The sequence below is a fragment of the Acinetobacter sp. 479375 genome (assembly GCF_000581715.1).
Classification (GTDB): Bacteria; Pseudomonadota; Gammaproteobacteria; order Pseudomonadales; family Moraxellaceae; genus Acinetobacter; species Acinetobacter ursingii.
On record NZ_JEZN01000003.1, the window covers coordinates 107,836 to 125,598 of the forward strand.

The 17,763-nt window shown below is 38.8% G+C and carries 19 protein-coding genes; 7 read left to right on the forward strand and 12 right to left on the reverse strand.

The window, feature by feature from the left end:
* Positions 1–179: 179 nt before the first annotated feature.
* From J500_RS04280 to J500_RS04300, 5 genes are all read right to left on the reverse strand, one after another.
* Positions 180–1,850: an FMN-binding glutamate synthase family protein gene (locus J500_RS04280; RefSeq protein WP_004987969.1), complete on the reverse strand. Its 1,671-nt coding sequence runs from the start codon at positions 1,848–1,850 to the stop codon at positions 180–182.
* A 114-nt stretch (positions 1,851–1,964) separates the two neighbouring features.
* Positions 1,965–3,137, reverse strand: coding sequence for a cupin domain-containing protein (locus J500_RS04285; protein ID WP_034698424.1), 1,173 nt, complete (start codon positions 3,135–3,137; stop codon positions 1,965–1,967).
* A 103-nt stretch (positions 3,138–3,240) separates the two neighbouring features.
* A complete protein-coding gene (locus tag J500_RS04290; protein WP_004998103.1) occupies positions 3,241–3,837 on the reverse strand; it encodes a Type 1 glutamine amidotransferase-like domain-containing protein in 597 nt (198 codons plus the stop codon).
* Between the two features lie 24 nt (positions 3,838–3,861).
* Positions 3,862–4,455: a Maf family protein gene (locus J500_RS04295; protein ID WP_004998101.1), complete on the reverse strand. Its 594-nt coding sequence runs from the start codon at positions 4,453–4,455 to the stop codon at positions 3,862–3,864.
* Positions 4,455–4,838: a DUF2237 family protein gene (locus J500_RS04300; protein ID WP_004987958.1), complete on the reverse strand. Its 384-nt coding sequence runs from the start codon at positions 4,836–4,838 to the stop codon at positions 4,455–4,457. The genes J500_RS04295 and J500_RS04300 overlap by 1 nt, the downstream gene beginning before the upstream one ends.
* Before the next feature lie 138 nt (positions 4,839–4,976).
* Here J500_RS04300 and J500_RS04305 point away from each other — a divergent pair, with 138 nt between their 5' ends.
* The 4 genes from J500_RS04305 to J500_RS04320 all read left to right on the forward strand — a co-directional run bounded on the left by J500_RS04305 (position 4,977) and on the right by J500_RS04320 (position 8,691).
* Complete coding sequence (locus J500_RS04305; protein WP_004987957.1) at positions 4,977–6,164, forward strand: phosphoglycerate kinase; 1,188 nt, start codon at positions 4,977–4,979, stop codon at positions 6,162–6,164.
* 135 nt (positions 6,165–6,299) lie between these two features.
* Complete coding sequence (locus tag J500_RS04310) at positions 6,300–6,572, forward strand: hypothetical protein (protein ID WP_034698504.1); 273 nt, start codon at positions 6,300–6,302, stop codon at positions 6,570–6,572.
* 137 nt (positions 6,573–6,709) lie between these two features.
* Positions 6,710–7,747, forward strand: coding sequence for a class II fructose-bisphosphate aldolase (gene fba / locus J500_RS04315; RefSeq protein WP_004998097.1), 1,038 nt, complete (start codon positions 6,710–6,712; stop codon positions 7,745–7,747).
* A gap of 89 nt (positions 7,748–7,836) precedes the next feature.
* Positions 7,837–8,691, forward strand: a complete 855-nt coding sequence (locus J500_RS04320; protein ID WP_004998092.1) for a DMT family transporter — start codon at positions 7,837–7,839, stop codon at positions 8,689–8,691.
* 556 nt (positions 8,692–9,247) lie between these two features.
* Here the strand turns inward: J500_RS04320 and nfsB are convergent.
* The 3 genes from nfsB to J500_RS04340 form a co-directional block, all read right to left on the reverse strand.
* Positions 9,248–9,901, reverse strand: a complete 654-nt coding sequence (nfsB, locus tag J500_RS04330) for an oxygen-insensitive NAD(P)H nitroreductase (RefSeq protein ID WP_004998088.1) — start codon at positions 9,899–9,901, stop codon at positions 9,248–9,250.
* A 113-nt stretch (positions 9,902–10,014) separates the two neighbouring features.
* Positions 10,015–10,734: a UDP-2,3-diacylglucosamine diphosphatase gene (locus J500_RS04335; protein WP_004998086.1), complete on the reverse strand. Its 720-nt coding sequence runs from the start codon at positions 10,732–10,734 to the stop codon at positions 10,015–10,017.
* An 18-nt stretch (positions 10,735–10,752) separates the two neighbouring features.
* Complete coding sequence (locus J500_RS04340) at positions 10,753–11,262, reverse strand: peptidylprolyl isomerase (RefSeq protein WP_004987932.1); 510 nt, start codon at positions 11,260–11,262, stop codon at positions 10,753–10,755.
* Positions 11,263–11,430: 168 nt separating this feature from the next.
* Between J500_RS04340 and J500_RS04345 the strand changes: the two genes are divergently transcribed.
* Positions 11,431–13,158 carry a glutamine--tRNA ligase/YqeY domain fusion protein gene (locus J500_RS04345; protein ID WP_004998083.1) on the forward strand — a complete coding sequence of 576 codons (1,728 nt, stop codon included), beginning with the start codon at positions 11,431–11,433 and terminating at the stop codon, positions 13,156–13,158.
* Between the two features lie 150 nt (positions 13,159–13,308).
* Positions 13,309–14,079, forward strand: a complete 771-nt coding sequence (locus J500_RS04350) for a hypothetical protein (RefSeq protein ID WP_004998080.1) — start codon at positions 13,309–13,311, stop codon at positions 14,077–14,079.
* A gap of 16 nt (positions 14,080–14,095) precedes the next feature.
* Here J500_RS04350 and J500_RS04355 read toward each other — a convergent pair whose 3' ends face one another.
* The gene (locus J500_RS04355) at positions 14,096–14,626 is read right to left on the reverse strand and encodes a lecithin retinol acyltransferase family protein (RefSeq protein ID WP_004998079.1); all 531 of its coding nucleotides are present in this window, start codon (positions 14,624–14,626) and stop codon (positions 14,096–14,098) included.
* A gap of 171 nt (positions 14,627–14,797) precedes the next feature.
* On the opposite strand from J500_RS04355, the gene J500_RS04360 reads away from it, so the two are divergent.
* Positions 14,798–15,568, forward strand: a complete 771-nt coding sequence (locus J500_RS04360; RefSeq protein WP_004998076.1) for a phosphodiester glycosidase family protein — start codon at positions 14,798–14,800, stop codon at positions 15,566–15,568.
* A 26-nt stretch (positions 15,569–15,594) separates the two neighbouring features.
* On the opposite strand, the gene J500_RS04365 is transcribed toward J500_RS04360, so the two are convergent.
* From J500_RS04365 to J500_RS04375, 3 genes are all read right to left on the reverse strand, one after another.
* Entirely contained in the window at positions 15,595–15,822 is a 228-nt protein-coding gene (locus J500_RS04365; protein ID WP_004924955.1) for a hypothetical protein, read from the reverse strand.
* A gap of 251 nt (positions 15,823–16,073) precedes the next feature.
* Entirely contained in the window at positions 16,074–17,159 is a 1,086-nt protein-coding gene (trmA, locus tag J500_RS04370; RefSeq protein WP_004998074.1) for a tRNA (uridine(54)-C5)-methyltransferase TrmA, read from the reverse strand.
* A gap of 76 nt (positions 17,160–17,235) precedes the next feature.
* A complete protein-coding gene (locus J500_RS04375) occupies positions 17,236–17,706 on the reverse strand; it encodes a GrpB family protein (protein WP_004998073.1) in 471 nt (156 codons plus the stop codon).
* Between the last annotated feature and the right edge of the window lie 57 nt (positions 17,707–17,763).

The following is a 17,763-nucleotide window of genomic DNA, read 5'->3' on the forward strand; positions in this document are numbered from 1 at the left end:
AAAATAAAACCCAAGAGAGTCATCTCCTTGGGTTTTTAATTAAGGCTCTTAGTCAGGGTTTTTAATTAGGGTGGTTAAATAGACTTCTTTCCTCATTGTTTAAAGCCTCTTTATTTTTCTCCCATAAGGAGAAATAAAAGGGGCTTATGAAAGAAGTCTAATATTTAATGAGCTAAACATTAAAATCGTTCAGCCATGGCCATGTTCCACATCCGATAATAAAAGTTTTCATCATCTTTTTCATGGCAGTCTAAAAGTTCACCGCCTTTAAAGAAAAAGTGCAATTGCGCGTAGTTCTTAATTTCACGATCATTCAAGCGTTGTGCCAAATGATGCGCCTTAATTTCCGAAGGATGCTGCAAACCTGCTGCTGCAATCATTTCAGAGAGTGCATGCAGTGTATTTTTTTGGAAATGAAATACACGATCGGCTTTGGTTGGAACGTCAATCGCCTTTTGGCGGTCTTTATCTTGGGTCGCGACACCAACTGGACATTGATTGGTATGACAACTTTGCGCTTGAATACAACCTACTGCAAACATAAAGCCACGTGCAGAATTGACCCAATCTGCACCCAATGCAAAGGTACTTGCAATATCAAAAGCACTAATAATCTTACCACTGGCACCTAATTTAATCTGATCTCGTAAGCCCGCTCCAATTAAAGTGTTATGCACAAACTGTAAGCCTTCGCGCAGCGGTGTTCCGATGAAATCACTAAATTCGACAGGCGCAGCCCCCGTACCACCTTCAGAGCCATCCACCACGATAAAATCTGGAATAATTTGGGTAGCAAGCATGGCTTTGACAATGCCCATAAATTGCCATGGCTGACCAATACACAGTTTAAAACCGACAGGTTTTCCACCAGAGAGTTCACGTAATTGCTGAATAAAATGCATCATCTCGATTGGCGTGTTAAACGCAGAATGCTTTGGTGGAGAAATACAATCGCGGTCGCGCGGAACTCCCCGAATTTCAGCAATTTCCTCAGTGATTTTATTCTTCGGCAAGATTCCGCCGTGTCCTGGTTTAGCGCCTTGCGAAAGTTTGATTTCAATCATTTTGATTTGCGGAAGGGCTGCCTGTTTTTTAAATTTTTCAGGATCAAACTTTCCGTCCAGCGTGCGGCAACCAAAATAACCACTGGCAATTTCCCAGACGATATCGCCGCCATTTTCCAAATGATAAGGACTTAAACTACCTTCGCCCGTGTCATGATAAAAATTTCCCATTTTGGCACCTTTATTCAGTGCACGGATCGCATTGGCACTCAAGCTACCAAAGCTCATGGCTGAAATATTCATGATCGATGCGCTATAAGGCTGCGTACACTGGTGATTGCCAATTTCAATCCGAAATGTCTTAGGATCAGCAGGTTCACATGGGGTGATTGAATGTACCATGAAGCGATAATCATCTTGATAGACATTGATGATTGAACCAAAAGGTTTGTCAGCATTTTCATTTTTGGCGCGTTGATACACTAAACTGCGCTGCATGCGTGAGAAAGGTAGGGCATCCTGATCAGATTCAATAAAATATTGGCGAATTTCAGGACGAAAATCTTCAAAGAAAAACCGAAAATGCCCCATGATCGGGTAGTTTCTTAGAATTGAATGTTTATTTTGCAAAACATCATAAAGCCCCAGCAGACTGAGTAAACCTGTAATGAGCCACAATCCATTTAGAAAAGTATCAGAAACAAAATAATAAATATAATGCGGTGCATAAGAGATGCGAAACCAACTAATGCTGATGGCAACAATGATGCATAGAAACCAGACTGAATGCCGCGAAAAAAAAGTATTTAAAAACTTATGTCGAATACTTTGGGTGAGATTGGCCATTAAAACAATATTCCTTTTTTATTGTTATCTAAATTAGCCAACAAGCCAGCTTAAGCTCAAGTAACGAATTGTTAGAGCTGAGAATTATTCTAAACTCCCAGCTCAAAAAATAACTTACTCTGTTTCTTCTTCGGGTGGCAGCAACATTAAAACTGAGTCATTGAGTAACTGGATAATATCCTCAAGTATCTCTTGTTGATTCAAAGATTGATCAAAATTCAGAATTTCACCGTCGGCCAATCGTTTTAAGCTTTGTTCAAAGACTTCTGAAATACAGCATTCTTCACCATTTGCCCAAAATAATAATTGTCCATCTTCTTCAGTATATAAAAGCCGTGAAGCGGGTTCCAGTCGCAGCTCATATCCAGTATCCAGAATTTCAAGCAAATCATCGGCTTCAATTTCATCTGCTTCTGGAATATTGTCTGGATATTTAGGTTCAGACATGAGCGACATCAGCGCATGTTCAAAGTCACTGGAATGTTGTAATTGCTCCAGTACTTTGGCTTTGAGATAAGCCAGCTCATTTGCCGTGATTTCTCCAATAGCAGAGCTTTGATCGCGAACAATATCCAATAATGGATTTTTTAATAAACTATTATCGGCAAATTTGTCACTGACACGATCCATCATGGTCGCGATATTTGGCATACGAAAGCCAAAGGAAAAGGTTAAACAATCATCCTCTGCGACACCGTAATGTGACAAACCGGGCGGCACATAGAGTAAATCGCCTGGAGCCAACACCTCATCAAAATCAATTTCCATCTCTGGAAGGAGTTTTAACGGCTGATTTGGCACAAACTCAGTTGAAGCATCACACATTTGCCCGAGTTGCCAACGACGATGACCATAACCTTGAACTAGAAAAACATCATAAAAGTCAAAATGTTGGCCTACAGAACCGCCTTTCGGGGCATAAGACACCATAATGTCGTCACGTCGCCATTGGGGGATAAATGGAAACTTGTTCCAGAGTTCTGCCAGATCAAAAGAATAGTGATCGACCGCCTGAACCAATAAAGTCCACAGTTTTGGCATCTTCTGAAAATCACCTTTGATCAATGGGGAGGATTTGACAGTCCATTGATTTGGGTCTTTATCTTTTTGTTTAAGTAGACGCGCAGAAACCATTTCCTCTAAAGCCAGTTCTTTAACATCATCAGGCTCAAGAATATGGATAATTTCTGGCATAGCATTACGAACCAGTAATGGTTTTTTTTGCCAGTATTCAGTTAAAAATTGTTCTGCGGTAATTCCGCCTAAGACATCAAGAGATTTGGACATAACACAAAAACCAAAATATTTTGTATATTGTTCAATAATCGTTATCAAGTTACAAGATGATGCAAGATTGAGTGGGTAAACAGATATCAATTTTTTAAAGTATTTATTGGTCGTCAACGATAATAAATTGATCGTTATCTATTGGTTTTAAGCTTAATTGTGAGAAATAGTTGGTGTAAATTTGATGAGCAACCTCAATAAAAGGTTCATTGTTGAAATGAGGAAGCGGATAGAAATCGATTAAATTCAAACCTTGTGTATCACTAAGCTGTGGTGCTTTTTTTATATCATCCATCAACTGGATATAATCAATATCTGGGGCTAAAACAATACTCCCTGCCGAACTTCCAATATAGGGTTTTCCTCGATTAATCCAATCAGAGATAAGCTGATCTGCACCCGTACGTCTCAGCTCTTGCAACAAATAAAATGTATTGCCTCCAGAGATGAAGATGTAGTCACTTTCTGACAATATGGTTTTCATTGATTCAAATGTAGAACAACTTATATCAAGTTCGTTAATATTTAAACCTAAGTTTTTAAAGGCAAGTCTGTCATTTTCAACGTATCCACGATAGTCTTCGACTAAAGATGCGGTTGCAATAAATGCGACAGATCTATCCTGTAATGATTCATTTAAAAAGACAGCTAAATGTGATGAAACATCAGCAAATGATGCAGCTAAAAATATTTTTTTCATGATTCGTTCCCATTTTAGTTAAAGTTATGGAATCACAATATTTAATTGCCTCAAATAATAGCATAGCTGAATTAAAGGTAGTCCCATCAGTGTCGTTTGATCATTGCCCGACATTGACTCAAATAAACTAATGCCCAAACCTTCGCAGCGAAAACTTCCTGCACATTGCAAAGGTTGTTCAATCGCGACATAACGCTGAATTTCATCCAGTGTAAGCTCACGAAATTTAACCTGATAATGTTCAACCAGAGTGTGTTCAAAACCACTATGTAAATGCTGAATACTAAGTCCAGTACTAAAACATAGGCTTTGACCAGAGTTCGCGATAAGCTGTGTAATGGCATTTTCAGTAGTTAAGGGTTTGCCTATAAAATCCTGTGGTGTATGGCTTCGCCAAGCGACCTGATCAGAACCAAGTACAATCGCATCTGGATATTGTTCTGAAATCACTTTAGCCTTTTCAAAAGACAAACGTCGTGCAAGCGCATCGGCATGTGTTTCGCCTTTTGCTGATTCATCAATATCTGGTGAAATACAGCGATAAACAAGACCTAGCCGATCCATTAATGCTTTACGTGTTTGGCTACCAGAGGCCAATATAAGTTCAGAATGACTCATTAAACCGCGTATTCCATCAGGACATCTAAAGGTACATAGCTTAAAACCGATTGATGACATGCCTGTAACTTAATCGGCGGTGCAAAACCTGCCTGATAGGCTTCGACCCAACGGGTCACACAAATACACCAAAAATCACCTGGCTTCACCCCAGGGAAATCCACTTCTGGAAGTGGCGTAGTTAAATCATTGCCCACTTTTTGTGAGTAACTTAAAAACTCTGAAGTCATTTCTGCACATACGGTATGTTGCCCAAGATCACTCACCGCAGTATGGCAAAAACCATTACGAAAATATCCTGTTATCGGATCAAAACAACAGCTTGCAAGTGGTTCGCCTAAAACATTCAAGCGATTAATTTTTGGATCTGGATGAATAGACATAGGCCTTCGTCATAAAAACAACTGAACCTATCATAATCAAAAGTTTATCTTTCTACAGCTTTTCTACAAAAAAACTAACTTTTTTTAGTGCAATCATTTAAAATTGGCGCGTTTTTAAATCTATAAAGAGAGCAATACATGAATTTTCAGCGCATGACTGACCTAGATTTAGCAGGCAAACGTGTCCTTATTCGTGAAGATTTAAACGTACCTGTCAAAAATGGGGAAATTACCAGCGATGCACGTTTACGTGCTGCATTACCAACGATTCAGGCTGCTTTAGAAAAAGGCGCTGCGGTCATGGTGTTCTCTCATTTAGGCCGTCCAGTGGAAGGTGAGCCAAAACCAGAACAATCTCTTGCACCCGTTGCAGCATATTTAAGCAAAGCATTGGGTCAAGAAGTAAAACTCTATACAGACTATCTAGATGGCGTTGACGTCGACGCAGGTCAGGTGGTTTTACTTGAAAATGTACGTTTTAACCACGGCGAAAAGAAAAACAACGCAGAATTGGCACAAAAATACGCTGCGCTTTGTGATGTATTCGTGATGGATGCATTTGGTACTGCACACCGTGCAGAAGCTTCCACCGAAGGTGCAGCGCGTTACGCAAAAGTAGCTGCGGCGGGGCCATTACTTGCAGCTGAATTAGATGCTTTAGGTCGCGCACTTCAAACTCCTGAAAAGCCAATGGTTGCGATTGTTGCAGGTTCTAAAGTTTCCACAAAACTGGATGTTTTAACTTCACTTTCTGATATTTGCGGTCAATTGATCGTCGGTGGTGGGATTGCCAATACCTTTTTGGCAGCCGCTGGTTTCAATGTGGGCAAATCATTGTGCGAAAATGATCTAATCGATACAGCCAAAGCAATCGCAGCCAAAGTATCCGTTCCACTTCCAACAGATGTGGTGGTTGCTGATGTAGCAGAAATTGATTTTGCTGACTTCCTCGGCTCATTAGCTAAAGCAAAAGCTGTTGTGAAGAAAGTTGAAGATATTGCAGACAATGACATGATTTTAGATGTTGGTCCTGAAACGGCGAAAGCCTTTGCTGAAATCTTAAAAACGGCTAAAACCATTCTTTGGAATGGCCCAGTGGGTGTGTTTGAAGTCGATCAGTTTGGCGAAGGAACCAAAACACTGTCATTGGCAATTGCTGAATCTGAAGGATTCTCTATCGCAGGTGGCGGTGATACCTTGGCTGCAATTGATAAGTATGAAGTTGCAGATAAAATTGGTTATATCTCCACAGGCGGTGGTGCTTTCCTTGAGTTTGTAGAAGGTAAAACGCTTCCTGCGGTTGCTGTATTGCTTGAACGTGCTTAAGCACATATAGATTTACTGTCATAAATTTGAAATAGGTCGATTGATATCGGCCTGTTTTTTCATTTTAGATTCATATAACTGTCACAAAGTTGCAATAAACTAAACGCGATTAGTAATCAGTTGTGAGAAAACATGATGAAATTGAAATTAGTTTTAGCAGCAATCGTTGTTATCCCTTTAACTTTAACGGCTTGTGCTAAAAAAAATGATGCACCTGCATCGCATGAAGGTCAAGCTGCACCTGTTGAAGAAAAAGTCACTCCAGAACAACAAGCGGCTATTGATGCACTCGACAAACCTGTGATGGATGAAAAAAATACAGATATTCCTGAATCTGTTGCTAATGCTCCTGCGGATGCTGCAACACCAGCAACTGAAGAAGAAGCAGCCGCTGTTGAACAAAAATAAGACAAAGCACAGTAAGTTATGTAGGCTTTTGTTAAAAGTCCCTGCCTATGCAGGGATTTTTTTTGAAATCCTGTGATTTGTTGCTGATTTGAAACAAATGACAAGGTAGAATATGTCGCACTACCTGGGAGGATATTATGGCACTTATTTCATTGCGCCAGCTCTTGGATCACGCCGCAGAACATACCTATGGCGTACCAGCGTTTAACGTAAACAACTTAGAACAAATGCGCGCAATCATGTTGGCCGCGGATGCAACCAATTCACCTGTTATTGTGCAAGCTTCGGCAGGTGCGCGTAAATACGCAGGTGCACCATTCTTGCGTCATCTTATTTTGGCGGCAGTTGAAGAATGGCCACACATTCCAGTGGTGATGCATCAGGATCATGGTACAAGCCCAGATGTCTGCCAACGTTCTATTCAGTTGGGCTTTAGCTCGGTGATGATGGACGGTTCATTGGGTTCAGATGGTAAAACCCCAATGGAGTATGACTACAACGTCGATGTCACTCGCCGTGTGGTACAAATGGCACATGCTTGTGGTGTATCCGTAGAAGGTGAAATCGGCTGTTTAGGTAGTCTTGAGACTGGTTTGGCTGGTGAAGAAGATGGTGTGGGTGCGGAAGGTGTCCTTGATCATTCTCAGCTTTTGACTTCTGTTGAAGAAGCAACACAATTCGTTGCAGATACCAATGTCGATGCTCTAGCAATTGCTGTGGGGACTTCTCACGGTGCATACAAGTTTACTCGTCCACCGACAGGCGATATTCTTGCGATTGATCGTATTAAAGAAATCCATGCTGCACTACCAAATACACATTTGGTGATGCATGGTTCAAGCTCTGTACCTCAGGAATGGTTAAAAATCATTAATGAATACGGCGGTAATATCGGGGAAACTTATGGTGTACCAGTTGATCAGCTTGTAGAAGCGATCAAGCACGGTGTACGTAAGATCAATATTGATACCGATTTACGTTTAGCTTCGACTGGTGCAATTCGTCGCTTTATGGCGGAAAATCCAGCCGAATTTGATCCACGTAAATACTTCGCTAAAACAGTTGATGCAATGAAACAAATTTGTATCGATCGTTACGAAGCATTTGGTACAGCGGGTAATGCCGATAAGATTCGTCCAATTTCTTTAGAAGTCATGGTCGATCGTTATAAATAATTGATTATTTAATGATTCGATTCTGGAAAAAGCCCATACGTGGGCTTTTCTTTTATCCACAAAAAAGATAAAAACCACGCGAGAGCAAGATGGAATTAATTGCATTATCAGCATTATGTAGTGTATCTGTTTCTATTTTACTGAAATGGCTCAAAGAAAAAGGATTTGAGCCGATTCAGATAATTGTCTGGAACTACCTTAGTGCAAGTCTACTTTGCTTTTTCTGGTTTAAGCCTGATCTGAGTCATTTATCTTTACAGCATACGCCGTGGTGGTTAATTATTATCTTGGGTTTAATTTTACCCAGTATATTTTTATGTTTGGCAAAATCTCTACAATTTGCAGGAATTATAAAAACAGAACTGGCACAGCGTTTATCCGTGGTATGGTCTTTGTTGGCTGCATATTTTATTTTTCATGAAAATTTTAATACCTTAAAAATTGTGGGTATTGGTTTAGGTTTAGCCGCAGTTCTAAGTATTATTTTGGCAAAAGTGAAAACCCAAAATTCCAGTCATTATCATAAATCGATCATGGCTTTAATCGGTGTATGGTTAGGTTATGCACTGGTCGATATTCTGCTTAAATATACCAGTAGTTTAGGTCTACAATTTTCAGTCACGTTAAATTTGATTTTTATTACATCATTTATATTTTCATTTATTTATGTGGGTTTTATCTTAAAACAGCCATGGTTGACCAAGAATATGATGGCTGGTTTAGTCTTAGGTGTTTTAAACTTTAGTAATATTGCGCTATACGTTAAGGCACATATGTTACTGAAAGATTCTCCTGCGATTGTTTTTGCAGGAATGAATATTTTAGTCGTGGTATTTGGTATTTTGAGTGGCTTGATTCTATTTAGAGAAAAAACAAACTGGATGACAGTGCTAGGTTTGGTTTTAGGGGTTGCTGGTGTGGTTTGTTTAGCGCAAGCGATGTAATAATCTCATATTTTTCTTACAAACCATTTCAAACAAATGCAGTAGAAAAGTGCAGGAAGAATAGACTTCTTTCATAAGTCCTTTTTATTTCTCCCTATGGGAGAAAAATAAAGAGGGTGCAAACAATTATGAAAAAAGTCTAATAGTCAGTAAAATGGTGGAAAATTGACTATACATTTTCCACCACGGATCTGGAATGCTCGCTGCATGCAAAAAGTTGATGAATAAATAAAAGGGTGTAGCTATAACGAAAGCACTGATAAAAATCGTGAATAAGTTTAAAATATGATAATGATTTAAAATGACGGAAATCAAAAAAGCAATCGGCGCGACGATAATACAATAAATGAAGTAAACAATAATTGTACCCATCAAAAAAATCCAATATTTTGTAGTGTATATGGAGAGTTGACTGAAGTAAAATAAATGAACAGAAAAACTAAAAGTGGAGTTGGGATGATTATTTAATAATTTTAAGACGATATTTCATTATTATACATTTATTAAATGTCATCATTAGCGTTTATTAAGCCAATGATGACAGAATTATAAAATATTAAAGTTGAGTAAAAATAACATCATCACTTAAACGCGATTTTGGTAATTTGGCATTAAAGTCAGTTTCACTTCGATAACCTAAGGCAACGACCACTGAAGCACGAAAGCCTTTTTCTGTTAAGCCAAACTCTTCATTTAGCACATCTTCATCAAAACCACCCATTGGTGTGGCATCAATGCCTTCGAGTCCCGCTGCGAGGAGTAACTGGCCGAGAGCAATAAAAGTTTGATTTTCCATCCAGCCAAACAGATTTTTTTGTTCGTTACGATAAAAATCGACATAACCTGCACGTGTTTCACGTTGACCTTGTTTGGCTTTTTCATCCTTAAAACGACCGTTGAGATCATCCTGTTCAAGTAGTTGTTCTAAATGTTCAGGTGTTGCATCAATAAGGGTACAAAATACAATCGTATGGGATGAATCCAAAACTTTGGGAGTATTATAGGCATAGCGTCCAGTCATGGCCTTAGCAACACGTTGCTTCGCTTCTGTGCTTTCAGCAATTAAAAAATGCCAAGGTTGAATATTGACTGAAGATGGGGTTAGGCGTAGAACTTCCAATAAACGCTCAAACTGTTCGCTCGGTATTTTTTTTGATGGATCATAAGCTTTGGTGGTATAGCGACTTTTTGCGGTATCTAATAAGTTCATGATCATTCACCTAATTTGTAAGGGATATACATAGCTGATGATCATAAATCGAAATTTAAACAGATGAAATATTTTTCAATAAAAATCAACGGAACAAAAAAAATGAATAAAACTTAAGCGATTTGCCATTTGATAAAGTGTGGTTGTCCGTACTCATCGACTTCTAAAATCATGGCTTCACTGGTTTGTTCGCGCCAGTCGCCTAACACAATTCTAAGTTTGTTTTGTACTGGATGAATTGCAGGACGATGGGTGTGCCCATGAATCAGATAATTAATATTTTCTAAAGCTTCGATAACCGCCTGATCATTCACATCCATGATTTCATAAGATTTTTGTTGCTTATTTTCTCGACTTTTTTTTCGAAAGCCATTGGCGAGCTTTTGTCTAAAACTGAGTGGCGTTTTCTTCAAAAATGCGACCAGATAAGGATTGCGAATAATTTTTTTAAAGCGTTGATAGGCTAGATCATCGGTACATAAGGCATCGCCATGTTCGAGCCGATACTGTTGACCTGCAATTTCAAGCGTGTAAATATCTGGAAGTAAAATTCCATGAAATTGCTTTAAAAAATCCTGACCTAAGGCAAAATCACGATTGCCTACTTGGAAATAAATTTGATTACCTGAATCATCAAATTTTTTTAATGCATCAATAATTTCATCTAACCATGGGGCAGTATAGTCATCACCAATCCAGGCATTAAACCAATCACCTAAGATATAGAGTTGGGTATTTTTATACTGATAATGGCGTAACAAATCTAAAAACCCCCGAATCAATCGAGGGTGTTCAGGTGACAAATGTAAATCTGAGATAAACAGATAAGTCACAAAAAATGCCGTTTAAAATTATTCAGAAATAATTTTAGCAGATTCGATCACAACATTTTCTAAAGGAACATCAGCGTGATAGCCACGGTTACCTGTACGAACATTTTTAATGTCGCTTACCACATCCATTCCTTCAACAACTTTACCGAACACTGCATAACCCCAACCTTGAGCTGTTTTGCCGGTATGGTTAAGGAATGAGTTGTTTTTCACATTAATGAAGAATTGAGCAGATGCAGAGTGAGGTGCTTGAGTACGCGCCATCGCAATGGTACCTTCGTCATTGCTTAGACCGTTATCCGCTTCGTTTTCAATTGAGTCACGAGTGGCTTTTTCTTTGAAGTTTTCATCCATGCCGCCGCCTTGGATCATAAAACCATCAATCACACGATGGAAAATTACGCCATCATAGAAACCATCACGAACATATTCCAAGAAGTTAGCAACTGTTTTAGGCGCTTTTTCAGTGTTAAGCTCAAGAACAATACGACCTTTGTTGGTGTTTAATTCGACTTGAGGAAAACTCATTACATAATCTCCTAATCATGGACATGAAAGCCATGGGTTTTTTGGTTGAGAGAAGCATAAGCAAACTGTAAACTACATAGCAAGTAAAAAACGTAAATTTCTTTGTTAAAAAACAAAGATTGCGTTTCATTCAGTCAAATTTTAACTGTAAAGAAGTGAAATATTTATATGAAGCCAAATGATGTTGTTTCAACTGTGCCCAATTCTCCGACATCGAATACTCATGCATCTGTCGATTCTGCGCAGCAAGAACAACAGGCGGGCTTAGATTTTGTACGTCAGGTGATTACTGATGATTTAGCCAGTGGCAAAACTAAAACAGTGGTGACTCGTTTCCCGCCAGAGCCAAATGGTTATTTACATATTGGTCACGTCAAAGCGATTTGTTTAAATTTTGGTGTTGCAGAAGAATTTGATGGGTATTGTAATCTGCGTTTTGACGATACCAACCCAGATGCAGAAGAACAAGAATATGTCGATGGTATTGAAAATGATGTGAAATGGCTTGGCTTCGAATGGCAAGGCGAGCCACGTTATGCATCGGGATATTTTGATCAACTGTATGCGTGGGCAGTTCAACTGATTGAACAAGGCGATGCTTATGTCGATTTGCAAAGCCCTGAAGAAATTAAGCTGAATCGTGGCAATTTTGTTGAACCTGGTAAAAACTCTCCGTATCGCGATACAAGCATTGCTGAAAACCTTGCGCGTTTTGAAAAAATGCGTAATGGTGAGTTTAAAGAAGGTGAAGCTGTTCTTCGTGCCAAGATTGATATGACAAGTACCAATGTACATATGCGCGATCCGATTTTGTATCGTGTCTTGCATTCTGAACATCACCAAACGGGTGATAAATGGAAAATGTACCCGATGTATGACTATGCGCATCCATTGTCAGATGCCATTGAAGGAGTCACACATTCACTGTGTACACTAGAGTTTCAGGATCATCGTCCGTTTTATGACTGGGTCATTGAAAAAGTACATTCACCAGATGTGCCACGTCAATACGAATCTTCACGTTTAAATATTGATTACACCATCACCTCTAAACGTAAATTACGCCGTTTGGTTGAAGGTGGTTATGTCAATGGTTGGAATGATCCACGTATGCCAACTGTGGTCGGAATGCGTCGTCGTGGCTTTACACCAGAAGGATTGCGTGACTTTAGCCGCCGTGTTGGCGTGTCTAAAACCGATGGTATTGTCGATGTAGCGATGCTTGAGTTTTGTATCCGTCAGTCTTTGGAAAATACCGCAGCGCGTGGTATGGCTGTACTAAATCCACTTAAAGTCACCTTGACCAATTTGCCAGAAGAACTGGATTTAAAACATGCGCGTCATCCGAATGTAGACATGGGTGAACGTGTGATTCCTTTGACACGCGAAATCTATATTGACCGTAAGGATTTTGAAGAAGTACCGCCTAAAGGCTTTAAACGTTTGATTCCTGACGGAGAAGTGCGCTTGCGCCATGCCTATGTCATTAAATGTGACGAAGTGATCAAGGATGCCAATGGTGAAGTGATTGAGCTGAAATGTTCAATTGATCCTGAAACTTTAGGCAAAAATCCAGAAGGCCGTAAAGTCAAAGGTGTGATTCATTGGGTTTCTGCAACTAAAGGTGTTCCTGCTGAAGTCCGTATTTATGAGCGTTTATTTACCGAAGCGGCTCCAGATGCAGATGATGACTTTTTGGCACATCTAAACCCTGAATCTTTAAACGTGGTTCAAGCTTATATTGAACCTGCATTGGCTCAAGCAAAACCTGAAGATCGTTTTCAGTTTGAGCGCGAAGGTTATTTTGTGGCAGATCAATATGATCATACTTCAGCAAAACCTGTGTTTAACCGTATCTTAGACCTTAAAGATAGCTTTAAAGCTGAGAAAAAATAAGGCAACGCCTTATTTTTCGTCAGACTCCAAGTAGATGAACGCTAGTTTTTCATGATTTATGATGTTGTTAGTGCTAGATCGTCAAAAATAGTGTTTATTTTTACAGTTCAATCAAGCCTCTACATGTAGAGGCTTTTTTATGGTTATCAAATGTTTATTGCAAAATTACTGATTGTTCCTTTTTTTATTCTTTTGGTGAGTCTAGCGGGGCGGAGCTGGGGAACTAAAGTCGCTGGTATTTTGAGTGGAATGCCTGTAGTTGCAGGTCCCATCGTGGTACTCATGGCAATTGATCAAGGGATGGTATTTGGTTTAAATGCAGCGATAGCGGGTATTTCAGGTGTTGTCTCTTTACTAAGTTTTGGTATTGCCTATTGTTGGCTCAGTCGATCTTGTCACTGGAGTGTTTCATTTCTGGGAGGTATCCTTGTATGGACAATCACTGCGACTTTACTGACTTTTTTACCTCAGAACCTTTATGTGGTGAGTTTGGTGGCGATACTGGGGTTAATGCTTGCTCCATTTCTTTTACCTGCATTAACCACTATTGTTGTCCCTGCACGTCAGTTTAATGATTTACCTTTAAGAATGTTGGCTGGTGGTCTATTTACCCTAGTGGTGACCGCATTGGCCTATGTTCTCAGTACTCAATGGAGTGGGCTGCTTGCGGTATTTCCTATTATTGGTTCTGTCATGGCTATTTTCACGCATATCATGCAGGGAAGTGAAGCCGTTACCATGCTTTATCATGGAACAGTAAGGGGGTTATATTCCTTAACAGTCTTCTTTATCGTTTTAGCTGCTGGCTGGGCATCTTTTGATTTTTGGCAAGTGGTTGCAGTGGGTGTTTTTATGGCGATTTTGGTTCAATTGGTTTTTTATGGTATCGCTCGAATATCAACAATTATGATCAAAACCTAATATCAGTATTGATCATTCATTCTTTATGATCTTGTTTATAAAATAAATAAGTGGGCATTTGCATTTTCGCTTTATCACGTAGTTTTTTCTTGATGTATAAAACCAGAGCAAAGCATGTGGTGGCAATGGTCAGGTAAAAACTATTCATATAACTCATCATTGAACTGATATAACCCAATGTGGTCAGTCGATTCATCATTTTCACTACTTGAGGACTGCTTTCAATCCCCGTGATTGCCCAACTACAGAGATGTTCACAGTTATTGATAATCAAGTGATAATAATTTTCGTGCATACGCGAACGCATACGCCGTACCACGACACGTCCTTTATATTTTGGATGATGGTAATAACGGACATGGATTTTTTTGCCGTGAGAAAACTGTTCGAGCGTGGTGATCTCAATCGGTTTCTTTTTAAAAAGATGTGCCAATCCTGAATAATGGATGACACGTCCACGACCTGCGTAAATTCCGTGGTGGCTATAACCTAGATGTTTCACAATAAGATGAGAGCCGATCGGAAAGCGTTTGATTGAATGCTGCATATCCACCAGATCCAATAAAATAAACAAAACAGCATTGTATTGCGATGATACTGGTCTGATTATAGCGATAATCGTGTAAAAGTGTTCTATAAAAGTGCAAATATACTTATATTGAGCATATTTTGCCTATTATGGTTTCCCAGTAATCGAGCAATAAAAAAGAGTAGCGATATGTCCAAGTGGATAAAAAGAGTCAAATCTGGAGTGATTTTACCCATCTTATCGGCTTTATTTGCTCAATCTAGCTTTGCAAATGACGCGATCAGTTATCAACGGATGCAGCTTGCTCAAGGGGTCGATGCGGATGTTATACACATCAAAAAATTATCCGATCTTCAATTATTTTTAAATGATTCATCACAGCAGCCCTTATTGAAATTTGAAAATATTAAAAAACAGCTTCATTCCTGTCAGCGCTTAGAATTTGCCATGAATGCAGGCATGTATCATCCAGATTATGCTCCCGTCGGATTGTATATTGAAAATCGAAAACAACTGATAGCGCTGAATGAACAACAAGGTTTTGGAAACTTTTTTATGCAGCCCAATGGGGTGTTGGCATGGAATGATCAGCAGGCTGTAATCAAAACCACGCAAGATTTTAAAATCAGCCATTTTAACGCCAATTATGCCACCCAATCTGGACCAATGTTAATCATTGATGGAAAAATCAATCCGAAGTTTTTAGCCGATTCTGATTCGTTAAAAATCAGAAATGGTGTCGGTGTAAAAGATAATACGCTGTATTTTGTGATTACCCGAAATCGCGTTAATTTTTATCAATTTGCCCAGTTTTTTAAGGATGAGTTGAATATCGACAATGCGCTGTATTTGGATGGTTCAATCTCAAGTTTATATTTACCTAAAATTTACCGAGAAGATCGTCGTTATAGTTTGGGGCCGATGATAGGGTTACTTAATTCTAAAGTTTGCAGATCATAAAAAAACCGCCTAATGGCGGTTTCATTTTACTGTACGGGATGATGGTTAATCTCGTTCAACTCTTTGCGGCTGTACCCACGAGATACCAGTACTTTCTTAATCCCTTTGATGATATCTTCATCAGTCGCTTTTGCTAACGCAGAGACTAACTGCTCGTTGGTTTTACATGAACAATCATTTTCAACACAAGCAATCTGGTTCTTATGCTCGTTATTGATTTCATCTGCTGAAAACAGCTTTTGCCAAAAACTCATAGAGCCTTCACATTCAACTTAACATAGCTCGAAATATAGCCAAAATAAAATAAAATACAAGTCAACTAAAGTGATAAAAGCAGCAAATAAACTCTAAATTTTCCGATGATAACATTCAGGTTTAACGAAATTATGACAGGATTGATGACTTGATCTTTGTTTTATATCATATTTTTATATTTAAATATGTATAAAGAATAAAGGGTTATCTAAACACCCTTTATTCTAAAAGTTACATTGCAATAATTTGTTTAAATTAATTCGAGCAATACGCCTGATTCAACATGGTGGGTAAAAGGGAACTGATCAAACAAAGCAAAGCGAGTGATACGATGCGTTTTACTTAAAGTTTTTAAATTGTCATACAGCGTATCAGGGTTACAGGAAATATAGAGAATCCGCTTAAAACCGGTCAAAAGTTTCAGGGTTTCATCGTCAATGCCTGCACGTGGTGGATCAACAAATATCGTATCAAACTCGTAGCTTTGAATATAGATGTTGGCTTCTTGTAAACGCCTAAATTCACGTTCGCCTTGATACGCCTGAGTAAACTCTTCGGCAGAGAGTCGAGCAATCTGAATATTCTCAATCTGATTTTGTTCAATATTCCACTGGGCGGCATAGACTGAACTTTTAGCCAGTTCTGTTGCCAGTACTCGACGAAAATGTAAGGACAACGGCAGGGTAAAGTTGCCATTACCACAATACAGCTCGAGTAAATCCCGATTTGACCCTTTGACGACATCACATGCCCAGCTCAGCATTTTTTGGCAGACGTGTGCATTGGGCTGGGTAAAGCTACTTTCGATTTGTTTGTATTTAAAAGTACGACCATGCACATCGAGTTGTTCAACCACATAGTCATCACCCATAATGACTTTTTGGCCACGACTACGACCCATAATTTTAATATTGAGTTTTTCAGCAAGTGATTTCGCCGCAATTTCCCATTCAGCATTGAGTTTACGATGATAAATCAGGGTCACCAGCATTTCACCACTTAAGGTGGCTAAAAAATCAGTTTCAAAAATCCGTTGCGATAAAACAGGATTGGCTTTTAATTCCTGTAATAATTTTGGCATGAGTTCATTGATGCTTGTATCTGCAATTGGAAATTCATCTACCCGCACGACTTCTTTTTGTTTGCCTTCTTCAGCACGTTCAAACATGGCATAGAACAGATCATCTTCGGTATGCCAGATCCGAAATTCTGCACGCATTCGGAAATATTGCTCAGGAGATTCAAATACTTCAAGTTTAGGCGCATTAAATTCTGCAAATTGCTGCGTGATCCTTTCAATTTTACTTTGAAGCTGTTGCTGGTAAGTTTGCGACATAAATAGGAAAAATAACAAGATGAGTCAAAGCGTAAATAGTAGCAAAAAAACCGATGAACCGCGAGAAAACTTGGATTTAATCCATTTGTAAAACGTGTTCAATAAATGCAGATTTGTATCTTCGATAGATTTCTGGATCTGAATCTAAACAATGAATTTTCAATCGATTGTATTGTTTAATTAATTGAGAATTTGCACGTAATTTATCTCGAAAACTGAGAAAAAATTGAAATACAGAGTTTTGAACAACGACCTGTAATGCAACTTCTTCATGTGGTGAAATCAGCATACAAAGTTCATTTGTTCTTAAAGTATCTTGCTGTTCGACAAATCCAATTTTTTTAAGAGCTAGAATTGCATGATCAAATTGAGCTTGTTCCACTTCTACATAAATATCCAAATCACCTTTGGACATTGCATGAGGTATTGAGGATGAACCAATATGCTCAATTTTGGCTAAAGGAAGTATTTCATGAATGCATGTTTGATAATGGCGAAAACGATCTTCACATTGAAGTTGATAATCCTGAGCGTTGTAGAATTTCATCTTTATTTTTATAAAAAGAAATTATCATCTTAAAGCAAACGCCCCAAATGTTAAACA

Excerpts from the sequence above, each read along its gene's own strand:
- J500_RS04280 (WP_004987969.1), bottom strand. The coding sequence starts at position 1,850 with ATGGCCAATCTCACCCAAAGTATTCGACATAAGTTTTTAAATACTTTT.
- J500_RS04285 (WP_034698424.1), bottom strand. The coding sequence starts at position 3,137 with ATGTCCAAATCTCTTGATGTCTTAGGCGGAATTACCGCAGAACAATTT.
- J500_RS04290 (WP_004998103.1), bottom strand. The coding sequence starts at position 3,837 with ATGAAAAAAATATTTTTAGCTGCATCATTTGCTGATGTTTCATCACAT.
- J500_RS04295 (WP_004998101.1), bottom strand. The coding sequence starts at position 4,455 with ATGAGTCATTCTGAACTTATATTGGCCTCTGGTAGCCAAACACGTAAA.
- J500_RS04300 (WP_004987958.1), bottom strand. The coding sequence starts at position 4,838 with ATGTCTATTCATCCAGATCCAAAAATTAATCGCTTGAATGTTTTAGGC.
- J500_RS04305 (WP_004987957.1), top strand. The coding sequence starts at position 4,977 with ATGAATTTTCAGCGCATGACTGACCTAGATTTAGCAGGCAAACGTGTC.
- J500_RS04310 (WP_034698504.1), top strand. The coding sequence starts at position 6,300 with ATGAAATTGAAATTAGTTTTAGCAGCAATCGTTGTTATCCCTTTAACT.
- fba (WP_004998097.1), top strand. The coding sequence starts at position 6,710 with ATGGCACTTATTTCATTGCGCCAGCTCTTGGATCACGCCGCAGAACAT.
- J500_RS04320 (WP_004998092.1), top strand. The coding sequence starts at position 7,837 with ATGGAATTAATTGCATTATCAGCATTATGTAGTGTATCTGTTTCTATT.
- nfsB (WP_004998088.1), bottom strand. The coding sequence starts at position 9,901 with ATGAACTTATTAGATACCGCAAAAAGTCGCTATACCACCAAAGCTTAT.
- J500_RS04340 (WP_004987932.1), bottom strand. The coding sequence starts at position 11,262 with ATGAGTTTTCCTCAAGTCGAATTAAACACCAACAAAGGTCGTATTGTT.
- J500_RS04345 (WP_004998083.1), top strand. The coding sequence starts at position 11,431 with ATGAAGCCAAATGATGTTGTTTCAACTGTGCCCAATTCTCCGACATCG.
- J500_RS04350 (WP_004998080.1), top strand. The coding sequence starts at position 13,309 with ATGTTTATTGCAAAATTACTGATTGTTCCTTTTTTTATTCTTTTGGTG.
- J500_RS04355 (WP_004998079.1), bottom strand. The coding sequence starts at position 14,626 with ATGCAGCATTCAATCAAACGCTTTCCGATCGGCTCTCATCTTATTGTG.
- J500_RS04360 (WP_004998076.1), top strand. The coding sequence starts at position 14,798 with ATGTCCAAGTGGATAAAAAGAGTCAAATCTGGAGTGATTTTACCCATC.
- J500_RS04365 (WP_004924955.1), bottom strand. The coding sequence starts at position 15,822 with ATGAGTTTTTGGCAAAAGCTGTTTTCAGCAGATGAAATCAATAACGAG.
- trmA (WP_004998074.1), bottom strand. The coding sequence starts at position 17,159 with ATGTCGCAAACTTACCAGCAACAGCTTCAAAGTAAAATTGAAAGGATC.
- J500_RS04375 (WP_004998073.1), bottom strand. The coding sequence starts at position 17,706 with ATGAAATTCTACAACGCTCAGGATTATCAACTTCAATGTGAAGATCGT.